This window comes from Neisseria sp. CP9, assembly GCF_047758525.1.
Taxonomy (GTDB): Bacteria; Pseudomonadota; Gammaproteobacteria; order Burkholderiales; family Neisseriaceae; genus Neisseria.
Map to the genome: position 1 here is coordinate 1,350,653 of NZ_CP180502.1, position 13,269 is coordinate 1,363,921.

General features: G+C 53.3%; 18 protein-coding genes and 1 pseudogene. 10 read left to right on the top strand and 9 right to left on the bottom strand.

What is annotated here, in order from left to right; translation table 11 throughout:
* The first annotated feature begins 151 nt into the window (after positions 1-151).
* The 3 genes from ACMYUL_RS06410 to ACMYUL_RS06420 are packed head-to-tail and all read left to right on the top strand — an operon-like array spanning position 152 to position 2,075.
* Positions 152-913: a hypothetical protein gene (locus ACMYUL_RS06410; RefSeq protein ID WP_415772695.1), complete on the top strand. Its 762-nt coding sequence runs from the start codon at positions 152-154 to the stop codon at positions 911-913.
* A gap of 42 nt (positions 914-955) precedes the next feature.
* The gene (locus tag ACMYUL_RS06415; RefSeq protein ID WP_049222777.1) at positions 956-1,618 is read left to right on the top strand and encodes a PspA/IM30 family protein; all 663 of its coding nucleotides are present in this window, start codon (positions 956-958) and stop codon (positions 1,616-1,618) included.
* A gap of 1 nt (position 1,619) precedes the next feature.
* Complete coding sequence (locus ACMYUL_RS06420) at positions 1,620-2,075, top strand: hypothetical protein (RefSeq protein ID WP_415772697.1); 456 nt, start codon at positions 1,620-1,622, stop codon at positions 2,073-2,075.
* A 93-nt stretch (positions 2,076-2,168) separates the two neighbouring features.
* Here ACMYUL_RS06420 and ACMYUL_RS06425 read toward each other — a convergent pair whose 3' ends face one another.
* Positions 2,169-2,606: a PepSY domain-containing protein gene (locus ACMYUL_RS06425; RefSeq protein ID WP_415772699.1), complete on the bottom strand. Its 438-nt coding sequence runs from the start codon at positions 2,604-2,606 to the stop codon at positions 2,169-2,171.
* A gap of 54 nt (positions 2,607-2,660) precedes the next feature.
* Complete coding sequence (locus tag ACMYUL_RS06430) at positions 2,661-3,005, bottom strand: hypothetical protein (protein WP_003743670.1); 345 nt, start codon at positions 3,003-3,005, stop codon at positions 2,661-2,663.
* A gap of 128 nt (positions 3,006-3,133) precedes the next feature.
* Between ACMYUL_RS06430 and ACMYUL_RS06435 the strand changes: the two genes are divergently transcribed.
* The 3 genes from ACMYUL_RS06435 (at position 3,134) to ACMYUL_RS06445 (ending at position 4,623) form a co-directional block, all read left to right on the top strand.
* A complete protein-coding gene (locus ACMYUL_RS06435; RefSeq protein WP_415772701.1) occupies positions 3,134-3,361 on the top strand; it encodes a hypothetical protein in 228 nt (75 codons plus the stop codon).
* A 67-nt stretch (positions 3,362-3,428) separates the two neighbouring features.
* Entirely contained in the window at positions 3,429-3,911 is a 483-nt protein-coding gene (locus tag ACMYUL_RS06440; RefSeq protein WP_415772703.1) for an OsmC family protein, read from the top strand.
* A gap of 46 nt (positions 3,912-3,957) precedes the next feature.
* Positions 3,958-4,623, top strand: coding sequence for a YqiJ family protein (locus ACMYUL_RS06445; RefSeq protein WP_003767067.1), 666 nt, complete (start codon positions 3,958-3,960; stop codon positions 4,621-4,623).
* On the opposite strand, the pseudogene ACMYUL_RS06450 reads toward ACMYUL_RS06445, so the two are convergent.
* Positions 4,614-4,775 (bottom strand): annotated as a pseudogene (locus ACMYUL_RS06450) (IS5/IS1182 family transposase); the annotation flags it as partial. The gene ACMYUL_RS06445 and the pseudogene ACMYUL_RS06450 sit on opposite strands and share 10 nt — an antisense overlap.
* 34 nt (positions 4,776-4,809) lie before the next feature.
* On the opposite strand from ACMYUL_RS06450, the gene ACMYUL_RS06455 reads away from it, so the two are divergent.
* Complete coding sequence (locus ACMYUL_RS06455; RefSeq protein WP_415772705.1) at positions 4,810-5,367, top strand: hypothetical protein; 558 nt, start codon at positions 4,810-4,812, stop codon at positions 5,365-5,367.
* Between the two features lie 488 nt (positions 5,368-5,855).
* On the top strand, positions 5,856-7,568 hold the full coding sequence (locus ACMYUL_RS06460) for a flotillin family protein (RefSeq protein WP_003759828.1): 1,713 nt from the start codon (positions 5,856-5,858) through the stop codon (positions 7,566-7,568).
* An 84-nt stretch (positions 7,569-7,652) separates the two neighbouring features.
* On the opposite strand, the gene ACMYUL_RS06465 is transcribed toward ACMYUL_RS06460, so the two are convergent.
* From ACMYUL_RS06465 to ACMYUL_RS06490, 6 genes are all read right to left on the bottom strand, one after another.
* Positions 7,653-8,549 carry an IS3 family transposase gene (locus tag ACMYUL_RS06465; RefSeq protein WP_415772707.1) on the bottom strand — a complete coding sequence of 299 codons (897 nt, stop codon included), beginning with the start codon at positions 8,547-8,549 and terminating at the stop codon, positions 7,653-7,655.
* Positions 8,453-8,803, bottom strand: a complete 351-nt coding sequence (locus ACMYUL_RS06470; RefSeq protein ID WP_262379027.1) for a helix-turn-helix domain-containing protein — start codon at positions 8,801-8,803, stop codon at positions 8,453-8,455. Before ACMYUL_RS06470 ends, ACMYUL_RS06465 begins: the two co-directional genes overlap by 97 nt.
* Positions 8,804-8,922: 119 nt before the next feature.
* Entirely contained in the window at positions 8,923-9,381 is a 459-nt protein-coding gene (pyrI, locus tag ACMYUL_RS06475; protein WP_003758869.1) for an aspartate carbamoyltransferase regulatory subunit, read from the bottom strand.
* A gap of 9 nt (positions 9,382-9,390) precedes the next feature.
* Entirely contained in the window at positions 9,391-10,311 is a 921-nt protein-coding gene (pyrB, locus tag ACMYUL_RS06480; RefSeq protein ID WP_003758865.1) for an aspartate carbamoyltransferase, read from the bottom strand.
* 47 nt (positions 10,312-10,358) lie between these two features.
* Entirely contained in the window at positions 10,359-10,532 is a 174-nt protein-coding gene (locus ACMYUL_RS06485; protein WP_415772711.1) for a hypothetical protein, read from the bottom strand.
* A 19-nt stretch (positions 10,533-10,551) separates the two neighbouring features.
* The gene (locus ACMYUL_RS06490; protein ID WP_415772713.1) at positions 10,552-10,935 is read right to left on the bottom strand and encodes a hypothetical protein; all 384 of its coding nucleotides are present in this window, start codon (positions 10,933-10,935) and stop codon (positions 10,552-10,554) included.
* Between the two features lie 372 nt (positions 10,936-11,307).
* Here ACMYUL_RS06490 and ACMYUL_RS06495 point away from each other — a divergent pair, with 372 nt between their 5' ends.
* Positions 11,308-12,078, top strand: a complete 771-nt coding sequence (locus ACMYUL_RS06495; RefSeq protein WP_415772715.1) for a DUF6796 family protein — start codon at positions 11,308-11,310, stop codon at positions 12,076-12,078.
* 324 nt (positions 12,079-12,402) lie between these two features.
* The gene (locus ACMYUL_RS06500; RefSeq protein WP_415772717.1) at positions 12,403-13,239 is read left to right on the top strand and encodes a GNAT family N-acetyltransferase; all 837 of its coding nucleotides are present in this window, start codon (positions 12,403-12,405) and stop codon (positions 13,237-13,239) included.
* Positions 13,240-13,269: the final 30 nt, after the last annotated feature.

Consider the following 13,269-nt stretch of genomic DNA (forward strand, 5'->3'; position numbering starts at 1 on the left):
GAAACCCTATCTTGCAGATTGGGTTGTTTAGTGAGTGGCGATTTTCATGCCTTGATTGTGCAGCAGGCGAGGAAGGTTTGAGGTCGTCTGAAATCCCCTTCCCTCTCATTCCTAAACATCCATGTCGGACATCAAAGACAGAGGCAAACTAATGGAAAAATGGATAGCAGAAGCATACGAATTATTTGCACCTTACAGCGTGCGCTTCCCGCTGAATATCTGCACTTGCAATAGCTGCTCTCCCGAAGACTTCCAACAGGCGTTGTTGGAATATCCGTTGCGCAAGATTCCTACCGATATGTTACAGGCGTATTTGGGCAGCGTGCCTTTGGACAAAGGAGCTGCGACGGCTTTAGACATGAAACATTTTCTGCCGCGTATTTTGCAGGCTTTGGTCAACGAGGAAGATGTCCGATCGCTTGATGAAACGTTGCTTGATAAGTTGCGTTGCGATTTGCCCGAATGCTGGACAAAAGAAGAAATCGATTGGTTAAAACGTTTCGCCGCCGCTTGGTTTGACTTGCAACTGACCGCGCCACGCTATGAAGGCTGCTTGGTCGTTTGGCTGAATATGTTTCAATTCGCCGGATTGGATGTTGTTGACGAACTGCTGGCAGTGTGGACGGAACAGGCGGATAAAACGGCAGCTTTACGCGATTTTGTCGATTTGTACTTAGACATTCCGTATGGCAGCAACGAGCCGGATTGGTACAAAGTCTGCTATCTGCCCGAGCATTGTCCGAATAGAACGCAATTCGCTGCCCGACTGTCGGCTTGGTTTACCCACCCAAATACCCGCACTACATTCAGACGAGCTTTAGAACAAGCCCTGCTGGAAGGCAAAGAAGACGAAAACGAAACATTGTCATGGGAGCAATGTTACGACTGGTTGGCACAATCGGATGCCGGCTAAACACAATATTTCTCATGATTTTATAAAGAAAGGAAAATCCAAATGAGCGAAACCCTATCCCGCAGAGTGGGCCGTCTGGTGAGCGGCGGATTTCATGCCCTGATTGATGCGGCGGAGAACCTTGCGCCTGAGGCGGTCATGAACGAGAGCATCCGCGAAATTGAGCGGGCGGTGGACGAGGTGCGTGCCGAATTGGGCAAAGTGTTGGCGCAGAAACACCTTGCCGCCAAGAAAATGGCGGACGAGAGCAACCGCCACGAAGCCATCGATGCCAACCTGCAAGCCGCCGTAGCCGCTGGGCGCGACGATCTTGCCGAGGCGGGCATCGCCGAACAAATGGACATCGAAGCGCGTCTGCCTGTTTTGGAAAACACCATTGCCGACTGTGCCGCGCAGGAGAAAGAGCTTGAGGGCTTTATCGCCGCCTTGCAGGCGAAAAAACGCGAGATGCAGCAGCAGTTGCAAGACTGGCGCGCCGCGCAGCAAAGCACGGGCGCAGGCAAAGCGGCAGGCGGCAGCGACCTCAACCGCATCGCCCGTGATGCCGAAAAAAGCGGCAACGCTTTCGACCGCGTGATGGGTCGTCAAAACGCGGTACACAGCAGCACCGATGCGGCGCAGTTGGCAAAATTGAAGGAATTGGAAGACTTGAGCCGCAACAACCGTATTGCCGAACGATTGGCAGCGTTGAAGGCGGGGAAATAAGATGAATTTTGTTGATAAGATTCATGAGCTTGATGAGCAGATTGCTTACTACCATAAGATGTTGAATCACCATGCTGCATGGTTGCTGTTATCAACTGTTGCGGTTTGGTCTCTTAGTGATAATCACCCCATTCCCGCAATAGTTGCTGCTATTTTAATCGTGGGATTCTATGTTGTTATTATTACGGATGACTTGAAGGCAAAATATGACGGAAAATTGATTGTGGATGTCTGGAAAATCCATATCAAAAAAGCCATAAAAATGCTGAAAGCAGAGATTTCGGAAGGTTGTGAAGAGTCGGAGCGGCAAAAACTCTTAGATTTATTAGAGGAGAAATGCCATAGCCGGATAAAGTTCAAAAATTCCCTCAAGTACCGCCCGTTTCTAATTGCATATATTTTTTGGGTTTGGATGTTTTATGAAAATTTGATTGCATTTCTTCGTTATATAAAATAAACCAAGTTTTCAGACGACCCTCTCTATCGGAAAGGTCGTCTGAAAAGAAAAACGCCGCGCGGAGCTTGTCCTTGCGGCGTATGGCGGAACAAATCAGTAGTCGATGCGTTCGCTGATGATGCGTAAATCCGGCCATGAGAAAACGATGTCGTATTCGCGTCCGTTTTTGAAGGCTTCGGCTTTCAATACGGGGCGGCCGCGGCGGTCATCGGCTTCGATTTCGTGAACTTGGTAGCCGCGTCGTTCGAGAATCCGCATCACTTGTGCGCGTTTTTGCTCGAAAGACGGATCGCTGTAAATTTGGTGTTCGATGTAGTCGTCATCGTAATACTTGCCGTCGCGGTAACGGTAGTCGTCATAACGGTCGTAATCGCGCTCATAACGGTCATCATAGCGGTCATCGTAACGGTCATAACGCTGCTCGTAGCGGTCGGTACGATAGTCGTCATCGTAATAGTCGTAAGGATAAGGGGCGGCACAAGCGGTCAGTGCGATGCTGCCTAGGAGTAATGCCGGTAAAAGTTTTTTCATGTCGTATCCTTTCGGGACGTGGGGTAAGTCAAATTAAGAATATTCGGAAGCGGATTATAAATCGACGCGTTCTACGAGTATGTTCAAATCGGGATAAGACATCACGATTTTGTATTCCAAGCTGCCTTTGTAGGCCTCAAATTCCAAAACGGGTCTTGCCCAATGCAGGTCGGTGTCGGAATCGTGGACCTCATAGCCTCTGCTGTGCAGGATGGACAAAGCGCGGTCGTGGTGTTGCGCGAACGCAGGGTCTGTCTCCATGCGGTATTGGGCGTAGTCTTCGTAAAGGTCGAAACCTTCTGCTGCAAGAAAAATGGCGCAAACAGCGGCGACAGGAAGCAGCAATTTTTTCAAAAGCGGTTTGGACGGTTTTGTATATTGCGACTGAGAATGTTTCATTTCGTTCCCTTTGCGTCTGTTGTCGGTATAGACATTTAAACACGCAGGACTTAGGGAAAAGTTAGGAGCAGTTTCAGACGACCTTTCTTTACGATACGCACAGGTCGTCTGAAAAATAGGGGAATTTGATGATTTTTGCCATTTTGATCGGTTTGCTAACCGCCGTATTGCTTTACTTTGTGATGTTTAAGGATTGGGAAGAATTTGTCGAATGCATCGAATTCTATTGCACGCCCGACATTATCAGCGCGCTGCGGGGGAGGTATTGGGATGACGTATGGGCGGAAACCAAAATCCTGCTGTGGCTGGGCATCAGCGTGATGGCCGGCGTATCTGCCTATTTCTGGCTCGAATAGAACCGACGTTTTAAGGCTGATACGGTCTTATTGCCGCGAACAGTAAATAATTGAAAGGAATGTCAAAATGAGCAAAAAACACACCTACCGCACCGCGACAACATGGACGGGCAATCTCGGCGAAGGCACATCATCCTACACCGCTTATTTGCGCAACTTTACCGTTTCCGCCGAGGATAAGCCCGACCTGCACGGTTCCGCCGACCCTGCTTTCCGCGGCGATGCAGGTCGCTGGAACCCCGAAGAAATGCTGTTGGCCGCCGTTTCTGCCTGCCACAAACTATGGTACCTGCACCTGTGTGCCGATGCGGGCATCTGCGTTACCGCCTACACCGACCACGCCGAAGCGGTGATGGACGAAGGTGGGAATGGGAACGCGGGGCGTTTCGTCTCCGCCGTGTTGAAGCCGCGCGTTACCATCGCCGCAGGAAGCGACCGCGCCAAGGCTTTAGAACTGCATCACGAAGCGCACCGCCTGTGTTTCATCGCCAACTCGGTCAACTTTCCGATTGAATGCCGCGCAGAGATTGAGTGCAAAGAGGTCGTCTGAAAACCCAATACCCCTTTGAAATGCAAGAATAAAAAGGAACACGATAATGTGGAATTTAATCAACGCCCCCGAAACAGAAATCTTCGGCATCGCCATCGCGCTGATGGTTTTACTCGGCGTGTTGGAAGTCATCTCCATGCTGGCGGGCGGCATCAGTGACTGGCTGGACAACCTGCTGCCCGACAGCCTGACCGAAACCGCACACGCCGAAGTCGGGCTGGACGCGGCGGACGCGGGCGTGTTCGTCAGGTTTCTGAGCTGGCTGTATGTCGGTCGCGTGCCGGTGTTGATGCTGATGGTGGTGTTCCTTGCCGTGTACGGACTGACGGGCTATCTCTTTCAGACGACCTTTGCCGCCGTGTTCGGCAGCTATCTGAACGGATGGCTGGCGGCAGTAGCCGTGTGGTTCCTCTCGCTGCCGCTGGTGCGCCTGACCGCGGGCGGACTGTACAAAATCATGCCCAAAGACGAAACCACCGCCGTTTCGCAGGAAAGCCTGATCGGACGCATCGGCACGGTAGTGCTGGGTGAGGCGCGGGCAGGCAGCGCGGCGCAGGTGCGGGTGAAGGATGTGTACGGACAGCAGCATTATGTGATGGCAGAACCGGATTCCGACGAAGTGTTGAAACAGGGCGACGCGGTGTTGCTGGTGTCGCTGGAGGGAAATACGTTTAAAGCGATTTTGAACCCGAGCGGGAGTTTGGTGGATTGAGGTCGTCTGAAAAGATATAGTGGATTAACTTTAAACCAGTACGGCGTTGCCTCGCCTTGTCGTACTATCTGTACTGTCTGCGGCTTCGTCGCCTTGTCCTGATTTAAATTTAATCCACTATAAACGTCGGTTTGCAATGAACCATCATTTTTATCAATTAATTAGAAAAACAAAACGGGGATAGATATGGATCATTTGGCGCAGTCCGAGCGCGATATGCAATCCCGCATCGAAGCGTTGAAAAACAAGCTGCCGCGAGGTGTCATCGTTGTCGGCGACGGGCTGCTGTTTAAACATTCATTATTCAGAGGTTTGTTGTTTCAACCCTTGGTTGCTTTCTTGTTCGGCCTCATCGGCGTAGGCGGTCTCTGGCTGAAGATAGTGAAATGGATGGATCTATCACTTTCAAGCAACATGACTTGGCTGCTGGCTATTATGCTCACGCTATTGTGGCTGTGGCGCGTGGAACGTTGGTGGAGTGGGCTGACGACCCGGAAATCAATTTATATTGATCACGAAAAATTGATTATTTACGGCGCATTCGGACGCATCCGTTATCAAGGCGGGCATGACGGGGCTTACAGGAAGTTTGACCGTATCCATATGAGTGACATCGTCGGAGTCAGTCTGATTACCGAACGCAGGGGAACAACAGTCATTTTCGGGCTGCTGGGCTTAGGAAGGCACAATATTTGTACAACAGCTTCTCGAAACGCATTGATTGAATTAACAGGTTGGCAGTGATATTCAAGGTATAAGCTCGGCAGGTCGGATTCTTGAATCCGACAAATTGCCCCGCTTCAGCCGTATTGCACATAACCGAAATTGTCGGATTGCAAGAATCCGACCTATCTTTAAAACCCCAGATTTTTAACCTTTCAGACGACCCCAAACCCTAAAAAACCGTCTGAACCGACGCCCCTCAAGAGGTCCGTAGCGTGGGCTTCGCCCACGAAGCAAACATCTCGGATGATCGTTTGATTCAAACGACAGTAGGTCGAGGGTAAAGCCGACGCTACGGTTTGCAAAAAACAGAAATGGTAGGTCGGATTCTTGAATCCGACGAACCGCTCCGCTTCAGCCGTATTGCACATAACCGAAATTGTCGGATTCAAGAATCCGGCCTACCTTTAAAACCCAAAATTTTTAACCTTTCAGACGACCCCAAACCCTAAAAAACCGTCTGAACCCACACCCCTCAAGGGTATATCGACAACAAGAAAGGAAAACCCATGAACTTAGTTTCCATCGGCATCATCGCCGGCGTCATACTCGTTGCGCTGTTCGTACTTGGCCTCATCCTCACCCGCCTGTACCGCCGCGCCAGCAAAGAAGTCTCCTTCGTCCGTACCGGCTTCGGCGGCGAAAAAGTCATCATGAACGGCGGCGCGATGGTGCTGCCCGTGCTGCACGAAATCATCCCCGTCAACATGAACACATTGCGCCTCGAAGTGCGCCGCGCGGCGCAGCAGGCGTTGATCACCCGCGACCGGATGCGCGTCGATGTGATGGCGGAATTTTACGTCCGCGTCAAACCCAGCGCCGAGAGCATCGCCACCGCCGCGCAAACGCTGGGTATGAAAACCATGTCGCCCGACGAATTGAAAGATCTCGTCGAAGGTAAATTCGTCGATGCCCTGCGCGCCGTTGCCGCCGAAATGGCGATGGAAGAGCTGCACGAAAAACGTGTTGATTTCGTTCAAAAAGTGCAACAAGTCGTGAGCGAAGATTTGTTTAAAAACGGCCTCGAACTCGAAACCGTTTCCCTGACCGGCCTCGACCAAACCAGCTTTGAATTTTTCAACCCGCAAAACGCCTTTGACGCGGAAGGTCTGACTAAACTGACCGAAACCATCGAAGGCCGCCGCAAAAAACGCAATGAAATCGAACAAGACACCGATTTGGCGATTAAAACCAAAAACCTCGAAGCCGAGCAGCAACGCCTGAAAATCTCGCGCGAAGAAGAATACGCCAAACTCGAACAAGAACGCGAAATCGCCGTGCGCCGCGCCGAACAGGAAGCCAGCATCGCCGAGCAGGAAGCGCAGAAAAAACGCGAGGCGGAAGAAGCCAAAATCGCCGCCGAACGCGAAGTGGATTTGAAACGCATCGCCGCCGAACGCGACATTAAAAACGAAGACATCCGCAAAGCCCAAGCCGTCGAGCAGGCGGAGGTCGAGCGTCGCAAAGCCATCGAGCTTGCCGAACAAGACCGCGCCATCGCCGTCGCCGAAAAATCGCGTGCCGAATCCGAAGCCAAAGCCGAGGCCGACAAAGCCCGTGCCGCCGCCGTGCGTGAAGAAGAGAGCGTGATTACCGTACGCGAAACCGAACGCGCCGAGCGTGCCAAAGCCGTCGAACTGATTGCCGCCGAAGAAGCCGCGCAAAAAGATGCGATTTCGCTTACTGTCGCCGCCGAAGCCGAGAAACAGGCCGCGCAAGACCGCGCCGAAGCCGTGCGCATCGCCGCCGAAGCCGAAGCCGAGAAACAACGCCTGCAAGCCAAAGGTGAAGCCGATGCCAAAGTCCTGTTGGCACAAGCGCAAGAGCAGCAATACAAAGTCGATGCCGAAGGTACCCGTGCCGTGAACGAAGCCGCCAACGTCCTGAGCGTCGAGCAAGTCGAAATGCAAGTGCGCCTCGCCCTGTTGAAACACCTGCCCGACATCATCCGCGAATCCGTGCGCCCGATGGAAAACATCGACGACATCAAGATTCTGCAAGTCAACGGCTTGGGCGGATTCAGCGGCGCTGCCAACGGCTCCGAAGGCGTGTCGGAAGGTCAAACCACACAAGCCAGCCTCGCCGACCAAATGGTCAACAGCGCACTGCGCTACCGCAGCCAAGCCCCGCTGGTTGACGGCCTCTTGAAAGAGTTGGGTCTGAACGGCGGCGACATCAACGGTCTGACGCAAGGGCTGGATAAAGGAATCGGCAAAGAATAAGCCGCGCCGTTAAGAAAGTCTGAAAGCAAAGGTCGTCTGAAAACTGAACTGGCCCCCAAATCTTGGACACTCATAAAAGCCTATTCAGGCGCTCTGTGCAAGCTGGGTTCTGTATGCGACAGGACTCAGCTTTTTCAATTTCAAACTGCAACGCTCCCGGTTGTAGTAATCCATATAGTCATCTATCTGTTTCATCAATTCGTCCACCGTCAATTCCCCTGCGTTATAGAAACACTCTGTCTTCAACACCGCAAAGAAGCTTTCCATCGGTGCATTGTCCCAACAATTCGCCTTTCGCGACATGCTTTGAACCATGGAATGTTGGGCAAGCAATTCCCTATATCCCGACGTACGGTACAGCACACCTTGGTCAGAATGAAGCATCGTTCCTTCGCCGGTCAGACGGGGGGCGGCTTTTTCGAGCATTTCCTTCACCATTTCGCTGTTAGCATTGCGGCTCATGGCGTAGGCGATGATTTCGCGGTTGAACAAGTCCAATATTGGCGAGAGGTACAGTTTGCCGTCCTTTCCTTTGAGTTCGGTCACGTCGGTCAGCCATTTTTCGTTGGGCTTTCGGGCTGTGAACCGGCGTTTGAGGAGGTGTTCCGATATCTCGCCCATGGCGGGATGGCGGTAGGCTTTTTTCGCCCGTATGAGGGCTTTCAGTCCTAGCTGCCTCATCAGCCGCGCTGCTTTTTTGCGGTTCCAACCCAATGCTGCGGCAATGCGCCTTTGCCCGTAGCGTCCTTTATGCCGCCGGTAGGTTTCGACGAGGAGGGCTTTGTCGGCTTCGTCGGGGTCGGGTCGGTCTTGGTGGTGGTAGTAAAAGCTGCTTTTGGGCAGGTTTGCGATGTGCAGCAGGTATTTGAGCGGGTGTTGCGCCCTCAGTGTTTGGACGGTTTGGCTTTGTCCTTTTCGGTCCGCTTTTGGCTGAGGGCTTTTAACTCCTTTAGGTAGGCGACCTCTGCGCGCATATAGCACAACTCTTCGATAAGCTCTGCCTGTGTTTTTTCGTGGTCGGGTTTGTCGGCGATGAAGGGGTTTTTGCGGTGTTCGGTCATGGTTTTGGATTGGGGATGTTCGAGTGCGCCGATGCCGCCTTCCTGATAGGCGCGTATCCATCGTCGCAGGTGGGTTCGGGAGATGCCGTAGTGGTCTGCGGTACGCTGTTGGCTGCGTATGTGCAGGTAGTGGAGTACGGCTTGGTATTTGAAGTGTAATGTATATTTGCTCATAAAAAAACTGCACCTTGTGAGTTGGAGGGGGGATGTCCAACTTTTGGGGTGCAGTTCAAACCTGATTTCAAGTTTTCAGACGACCTTTTGCATTCATGCCGGTCCAGCCTTAGCGAAAACTAAGCCTCCGCCACAGAATCGCGGCTGAAGGTTTTTTCGCAGTAGTGGCATTTGAGCTTGGTCTGCCCGCTTTGTTTGCGGACGTAGAAGCGGCTTTTCACCGGCTCGCCGTGGCTGGCGCAGTTGGTGTTCGGGCAGCGGAACACTTCGGCGATTTCGTCGGGCAGGGTGAGCCGGCGTTTGTTGATGACTTTGAAGTGGTCGATGGTGTTGACGACGGCTTCGGGGGCGAAGAGGGCGAGGCGGTTGGCGGCGTTGTCGTCCAGCCAGACGCCGGTGATTTTGATGATGTCTTTGCTGCCTTGGGTTTTGCTGGGCAGGTTGAAGCCGACGGTGACGGCGCTGCCGTAGTGCAGCAGTTTGAATTGGCGCAGGATAATCAGGCCTTTGCCTGCGGGGATGTGGTCGATGACGGTGCCTTTTTCGATGGCTTCGACGCTGAGTTTAGGGGTTTCCATATTTGCTCCTTATACTTCTTCGTTCAACACCAGCGATAAAATCGCCATGCGGGCGTAAACGCCGTTGGTCGCCTGCTCGAAATAGTAGGCGTGCGGCGTGGCATCGACGTCGGGGTGGATTTCGTCAACGCGCGGCAGGGGGTGCAACACGCGCAGGTTGGGGCGGGCATTGGCGAGCATGGCGGCGTTGAGGTTGAATTTGCCTTGTATTTTGGCGAACTCTTGTTCGTCGAAGCGTTCGCGCTGGACGCGGGTCATGTACAGGATGTCCGCCCATTCGACGGCGGCTTCGAGGTCGGGCAGGATTTGGTAGCGGCAGCCTGCGGCTTCGAGTTCTTCGGTGATGTATTCGGGCATGGCGAGGCTGGGCGGGGAGACGAAAGCGAATTCGCAGTCCCAGCGTTTGAGGGCTTGGCAGAGGGAATGGACGGTGCGGCCGTATTTGAGGTCGCCCGCCATGGCGATTTTGAGCTTGTTCAGACGACCTTGGGTTTCGTAGATGGTCACGAGGTCGAGCAGGGTTTGGCTGGGGTGTTGGTTGGTGCCGTCGCCGGCGTTGATGACGGGGACTTTGGAAAACTCGGCAGACACGCGCGCCGCGCCGTCTTTGGGGTGGCGTTGGATGATGGCATCGGTGTAGCTGGAAATGATGCGGGCGGTGTCAGCGAGGGTTTCGCCTTTTTTCGCGCTGGTGTTCGCGCCGTCGGAGAAGCCGATGACTTTGCCGCCCAAGCGTTGTACGGCGGTTTCAAACGACAGGCGCGTGCGGGTGGAGGGTTCGAAAAAGCATGAGCCGATGAGTTTGCCTTCGAGCAGGTCGTCGCGCGGGTCGGCTTTGAGCTTGAGGGCGGTTTGCAGGAGCAGCTCGAGCTGTTCGGTCGTCAGGTCGGAAATGGAGATGACGTGTTGTCGGTAAAGCGGGTTGGGCATTCGGCTTCCTTTCTTCAATTCGGCAAAAACCCCGCTAAGGCGGGGTTTTACGAAACAACGACGGACGCGCCGCGGCGTGCGGTACGGGCAAAACGGGCGGGGCGGGCGTTAAGGCACATGGGTCGTCTGAAATCGGTTTGAGGTGGCGGTATTATCGCATATTTGACGACGCAGGGCTTCGGATTTTCGTGCAAAGGGGTCGTCTGAAAATGGGGTTGCATCCGTTTCAGACGACCTCTCTTATTCGGTTTTGCCCGTCAGGACTTTCATACAAAGCTGATATTCCGCCTTGCCCGTATCGCGGGCGAAGATGGCGTAGTCGGATTTGGGGACGGCGTTCAAAGCCGATTGCGGAAAGTGGTATATGTTTTGCGCGACGCGTTCGGTTAGCCCTTGAATGAAAGAGCGGCTGTAATCGTTTTTGGCAACAACCATAAAGCGTTCGTTCATTTTCTCTACGGCTTGTTCCATGCCCGTGCCGGACAAACGTTCGCCCATGGCGGTTTGAGCCATCAGTCCGACCAGGGCGCATTGGTCTTGGAAGGAGGCTTCTTGCGGTTCGGCGTGTACAACAGAGAATGTGGCGGCGAGCAGGAGGGCTGCGGTATATTTTTGTATGTTCATGGAGGTTTCTTTGGAATAGAGGTTGTTGGAGCAGGCGGGAATTTACATGAAGTATTCTGTGGTGGCAACAACACGAAGACGGCAGGATTTCAGGCGTGAAAAAGCGAGAAGGCGAAACCGTTTACCGTTTGGGCATTATTCGCGGGCGAAACGGCGACGAACATCAGACGCAGGTCGTCTGAATTTTACTTGCCGGAATAATTTAAGGCTATTTGAAATAGTTTCAGACGGTCTTATGTTATTCCCTATGAATTTAAGCAGTTGCCGGAAATTTTGTGAAAACATCATAGAACGTACCGATAATTTGAGAACTTATCTTCCTGTTTAATAGTCTATTTTATTGTCGAGAATACCCCGACAGGATTCCATGATATGCAAAATCAAAATGAAGCATCCGTTAGGTGCGGGTCGTCTGAAACCGCTGTTTCCCGACTTTCTCTGCTGCTTTGGGCGGGAATTGTAGCGGCGGTGTGCTGGACTGTTGCCGATATGCTGCTGGTCGGATTCGTGCAAACGCCGGAACGTTATCCTTTGCTTTCGCAGACGCTGGCGCCTCAGTTGGGCGAGGCGGCGGATTTTGCCGTGCTGATGCAGGCCGGCTCGCCCGAGCGGCTGCTGTGGGGTGTGTTGCCGGCGACGTTTTCTGCGGCGCTGTATCTGGCGGCGGCATTTGGCGTTTACCGGTTGATGCGGCCTGGGTGCACGGCCAGGGTCGGTTTTGCAGTGCTGTTTTTCGGATATGCGTTGTCGCCTTTGGGACATGCCGGTTTCTATTTCACGGGCATGGCCGCCAAGGTGCTGCTGAATGCTGCGCCGGACGATTATCCGGCGTTGCTTGCGCTGTTCCGCCATTTTTACCGGATGCTGGAGGTGCACTGGATGGCGTCGGTCGGTTCGATTGCGGCGGGATGGCTGCTGTTGCTGGTACAGACGCTGCGCCGCAGGACGCTGCTTCCGCGTGCCGCCGCGTGGTGCAATCCGTTGCCGGTAGGAACGGTTATTGCGGTTTCGTGCAGCCTGTTTCCGCAATCGCCCGTTGCCGCCGCACTTGGCGGGGCGACGTTTAATCTGGCGCAGTTGGTGTTTTTTGTTTGTGCGGCGGCGTGTGTCCGCAGGCGGGAAATAGGGATGCAGCCGGGCTGAAATAAAACGATGCCGCCTTTGCCGGACGGCAATCATCCGCCTTTGCGCCGATGCTTGTAATACAGGTAATCCGCCGTTTCGTCCCAAACCCATCACACATTATATTGCTGCTACGGCTCAAAGGTCGTCTGAAATTTGACGCTCCATTTTCAGACGACCCCTTGTCATTTTCGAAAAACCAACACCGCCCCCGAACGCCACGAAGCACGGACAGTAGGGTATAATTGCGAAATATATTCTTTTGTGAAATCAATAAAAAACAAAGACGCACAGCAGTTTTTGAAAGGTTTCACCCTAATTTCAAACTCTACACAGGAAACCGCCATGTTAGTCTGCAACCCCTACGAAGTCGTGATTCACGGCACAACCAACAAAGGCAAGATTTTCCGTCCCAGTGACTGGGCAGAACGCCTGTGCGGCATATTGTCCTCATTTACCAAAGACAACCGGCTGTCCTACTCCAACTGGGTGCGCCCCATGCTGGTGGACAACGTCCGCTGCGTCGCCGTCGATAAAAAACTCGAAGAAGACAATCCGCAGATGTTCCGTTTCCTGATGGACTTCGCCGCCGACAACGACCTGCGCATCATCGACTGCAAAGAGCTTTTGAAAGAACAGGAAGACAAAGCACAAGGCGAACCGGCCGAACGCGTCCTGCTGGCACAAGCCATCGAAGAAAAACACGCCGCCGAAAAAGCGCCGGTCCAAGCCGCCGCTGCCGACTACGTTTTGCGCGAAATCCCGCCCGAAGATACATCCACCGCCTTCGCCGCCCTCAGCGTCCTACGTTCTTCATTGACCGACATCAGCAAATTCACCGAACAAATCAACACCATCCAACGCCCCGCCGGCTACCGCCTCTTAGGTATTTTTGAAGAAGGCAAACACAACGCCGTCGCCGTCTGCGGCTTCCGCGAGTCTTGCAACCTTGCCAGCGGCCGCCATATCCACATCGACGACATCGTTACCCTGCCGCAAAGCCGCCGCAAAGGCTACGCCTCCCGCCTGTTGGCAGAGGTCCGTAAAATTGGCGCGGAAACGGGCGTAACCAAAATCCACCTCAACGTCCACGTCAATCACGACCGCGTCGATGCGCACCGCCTGTATTTCAAAAACGGCTTCGAAATCTGCGCCTACCATTTCCGCTGCGATCCTAAATAAACGAAAAGGTCGTCTGAAAGTTTTCAGACG

Excerpts from the sequence above, each read along its gene's own strand:
- ACMYUL_RS06485 (WP_415772711.1), bottom strand. The coding sequence starts at position 10,532 with ATGCAACCCCATTTTCAGACGACCCCTTTGCACGAAAATCCGAAGCCC.
- ACMYUL_RS06415 (WP_049222777.1), top strand. The coding sequence starts at position 956 with ATGAGCGAAACCCTATCCCGCAGAGTGGGCCGTCTGGTGAGCGGCGGA.
- ACMYUL_RS06470 (WP_262379027.1), bottom strand. The coding sequence starts at position 8,803 with ATGAGCAAATATACATTACACTTCAAATACCAAGCCGTACTCCACTAC.
- ACMYUL_RS06495 (WP_415772715.1), top strand. The coding sequence starts at position 11,308 with ATGCAAAATCAAAATGAAGCATCCGTTAGGTGCGGGTCGTCTGAAACC.
- ACMYUL_RS06435 (WP_415772701.1), top strand. The coding sequence starts at position 3,134 with ATGATTTTTGCCATTTTGATCGGTTTGCTAACCGCCGTATTGCTTTAC.
- ACMYUL_RS06455 (WP_415772705.1), top strand. The coding sequence starts at position 4,810 with ATGGATCATTTGGCGCAGTCCGAGCGCGATATGCAATCCCGCATCGAA.
- ACMYUL_RS06460 (WP_003759828.1), top strand. The coding sequence starts at position 5,856 with ATGAACTTAGTTTCCATCGGCATCATCGCCGGCGTCATACTCGTTGCG.
- ACMYUL_RS06490 (WP_415772713.1), bottom strand. The coding sequence starts at position 10,935 with ATGAACATACAAAAATATACCGCAGCCCTCCTGCTCGCCGCCACATTC.
- pyrI (WP_003758869.1), bottom strand. The coding sequence starts at position 9,381 with ATGGAAACCCCTAAACTCAGCGTCGAAGCCATCGAAAAAGGCACCGTC.
- ACMYUL_RS06420 (WP_415772697.1), top strand. The coding sequence starts at position 1,620 with ATGAATTTTGTTGATAAGATTCATGAGCTTGATGAGCAGATTGCTTAC.
- pyrB (WP_003758865.1), bottom strand. The coding sequence starts at position 10,311 with ATGCCCAACCCGCTTTACCGACAACACGTCATCTCCATTTCCGACCTG.
- ACMYUL_RS06410 (WP_415772695.1), top strand. The coding sequence starts at position 152 with ATGGAAAAATGGATAGCAGAAGCATACGAATTATTTGCACCTTACAGC.
- ACMYUL_RS06445 (WP_003767067.1), top strand. The coding sequence starts at position 3,958 with ATGTGGAATTTAATCAACGCCCCCGAAACAGAAATCTTCGGCATCGCC.
- ACMYUL_RS06500 (WP_415772717.1), top strand. The coding sequence starts at position 12,403 with ATGTTAGTCTGCAACCCCTACGAAGTCGTGATTCACGGCACAACCAAC.
- ACMYUL_RS06440 (WP_415772703.1), top strand. The coding sequence starts at position 3,429 with ATGAGCAAAAAACACACCTACCGCACCGCGACAACATGGACGGGCAAT.
- ACMYUL_RS06425 (WP_415772699.1), bottom strand. The coding sequence starts at position 2,606 with ATGAAAAAACTTTTACCGGCATTACTCCTAGGCAGCATCGCACTGACC.
- ACMYUL_RS06430 (WP_003743670.1), bottom strand. The coding sequence starts at position 3,005 with ATGAAACATTCTCAGTCGCAATATACAAAACCGTCCAAACCGCTTTTG.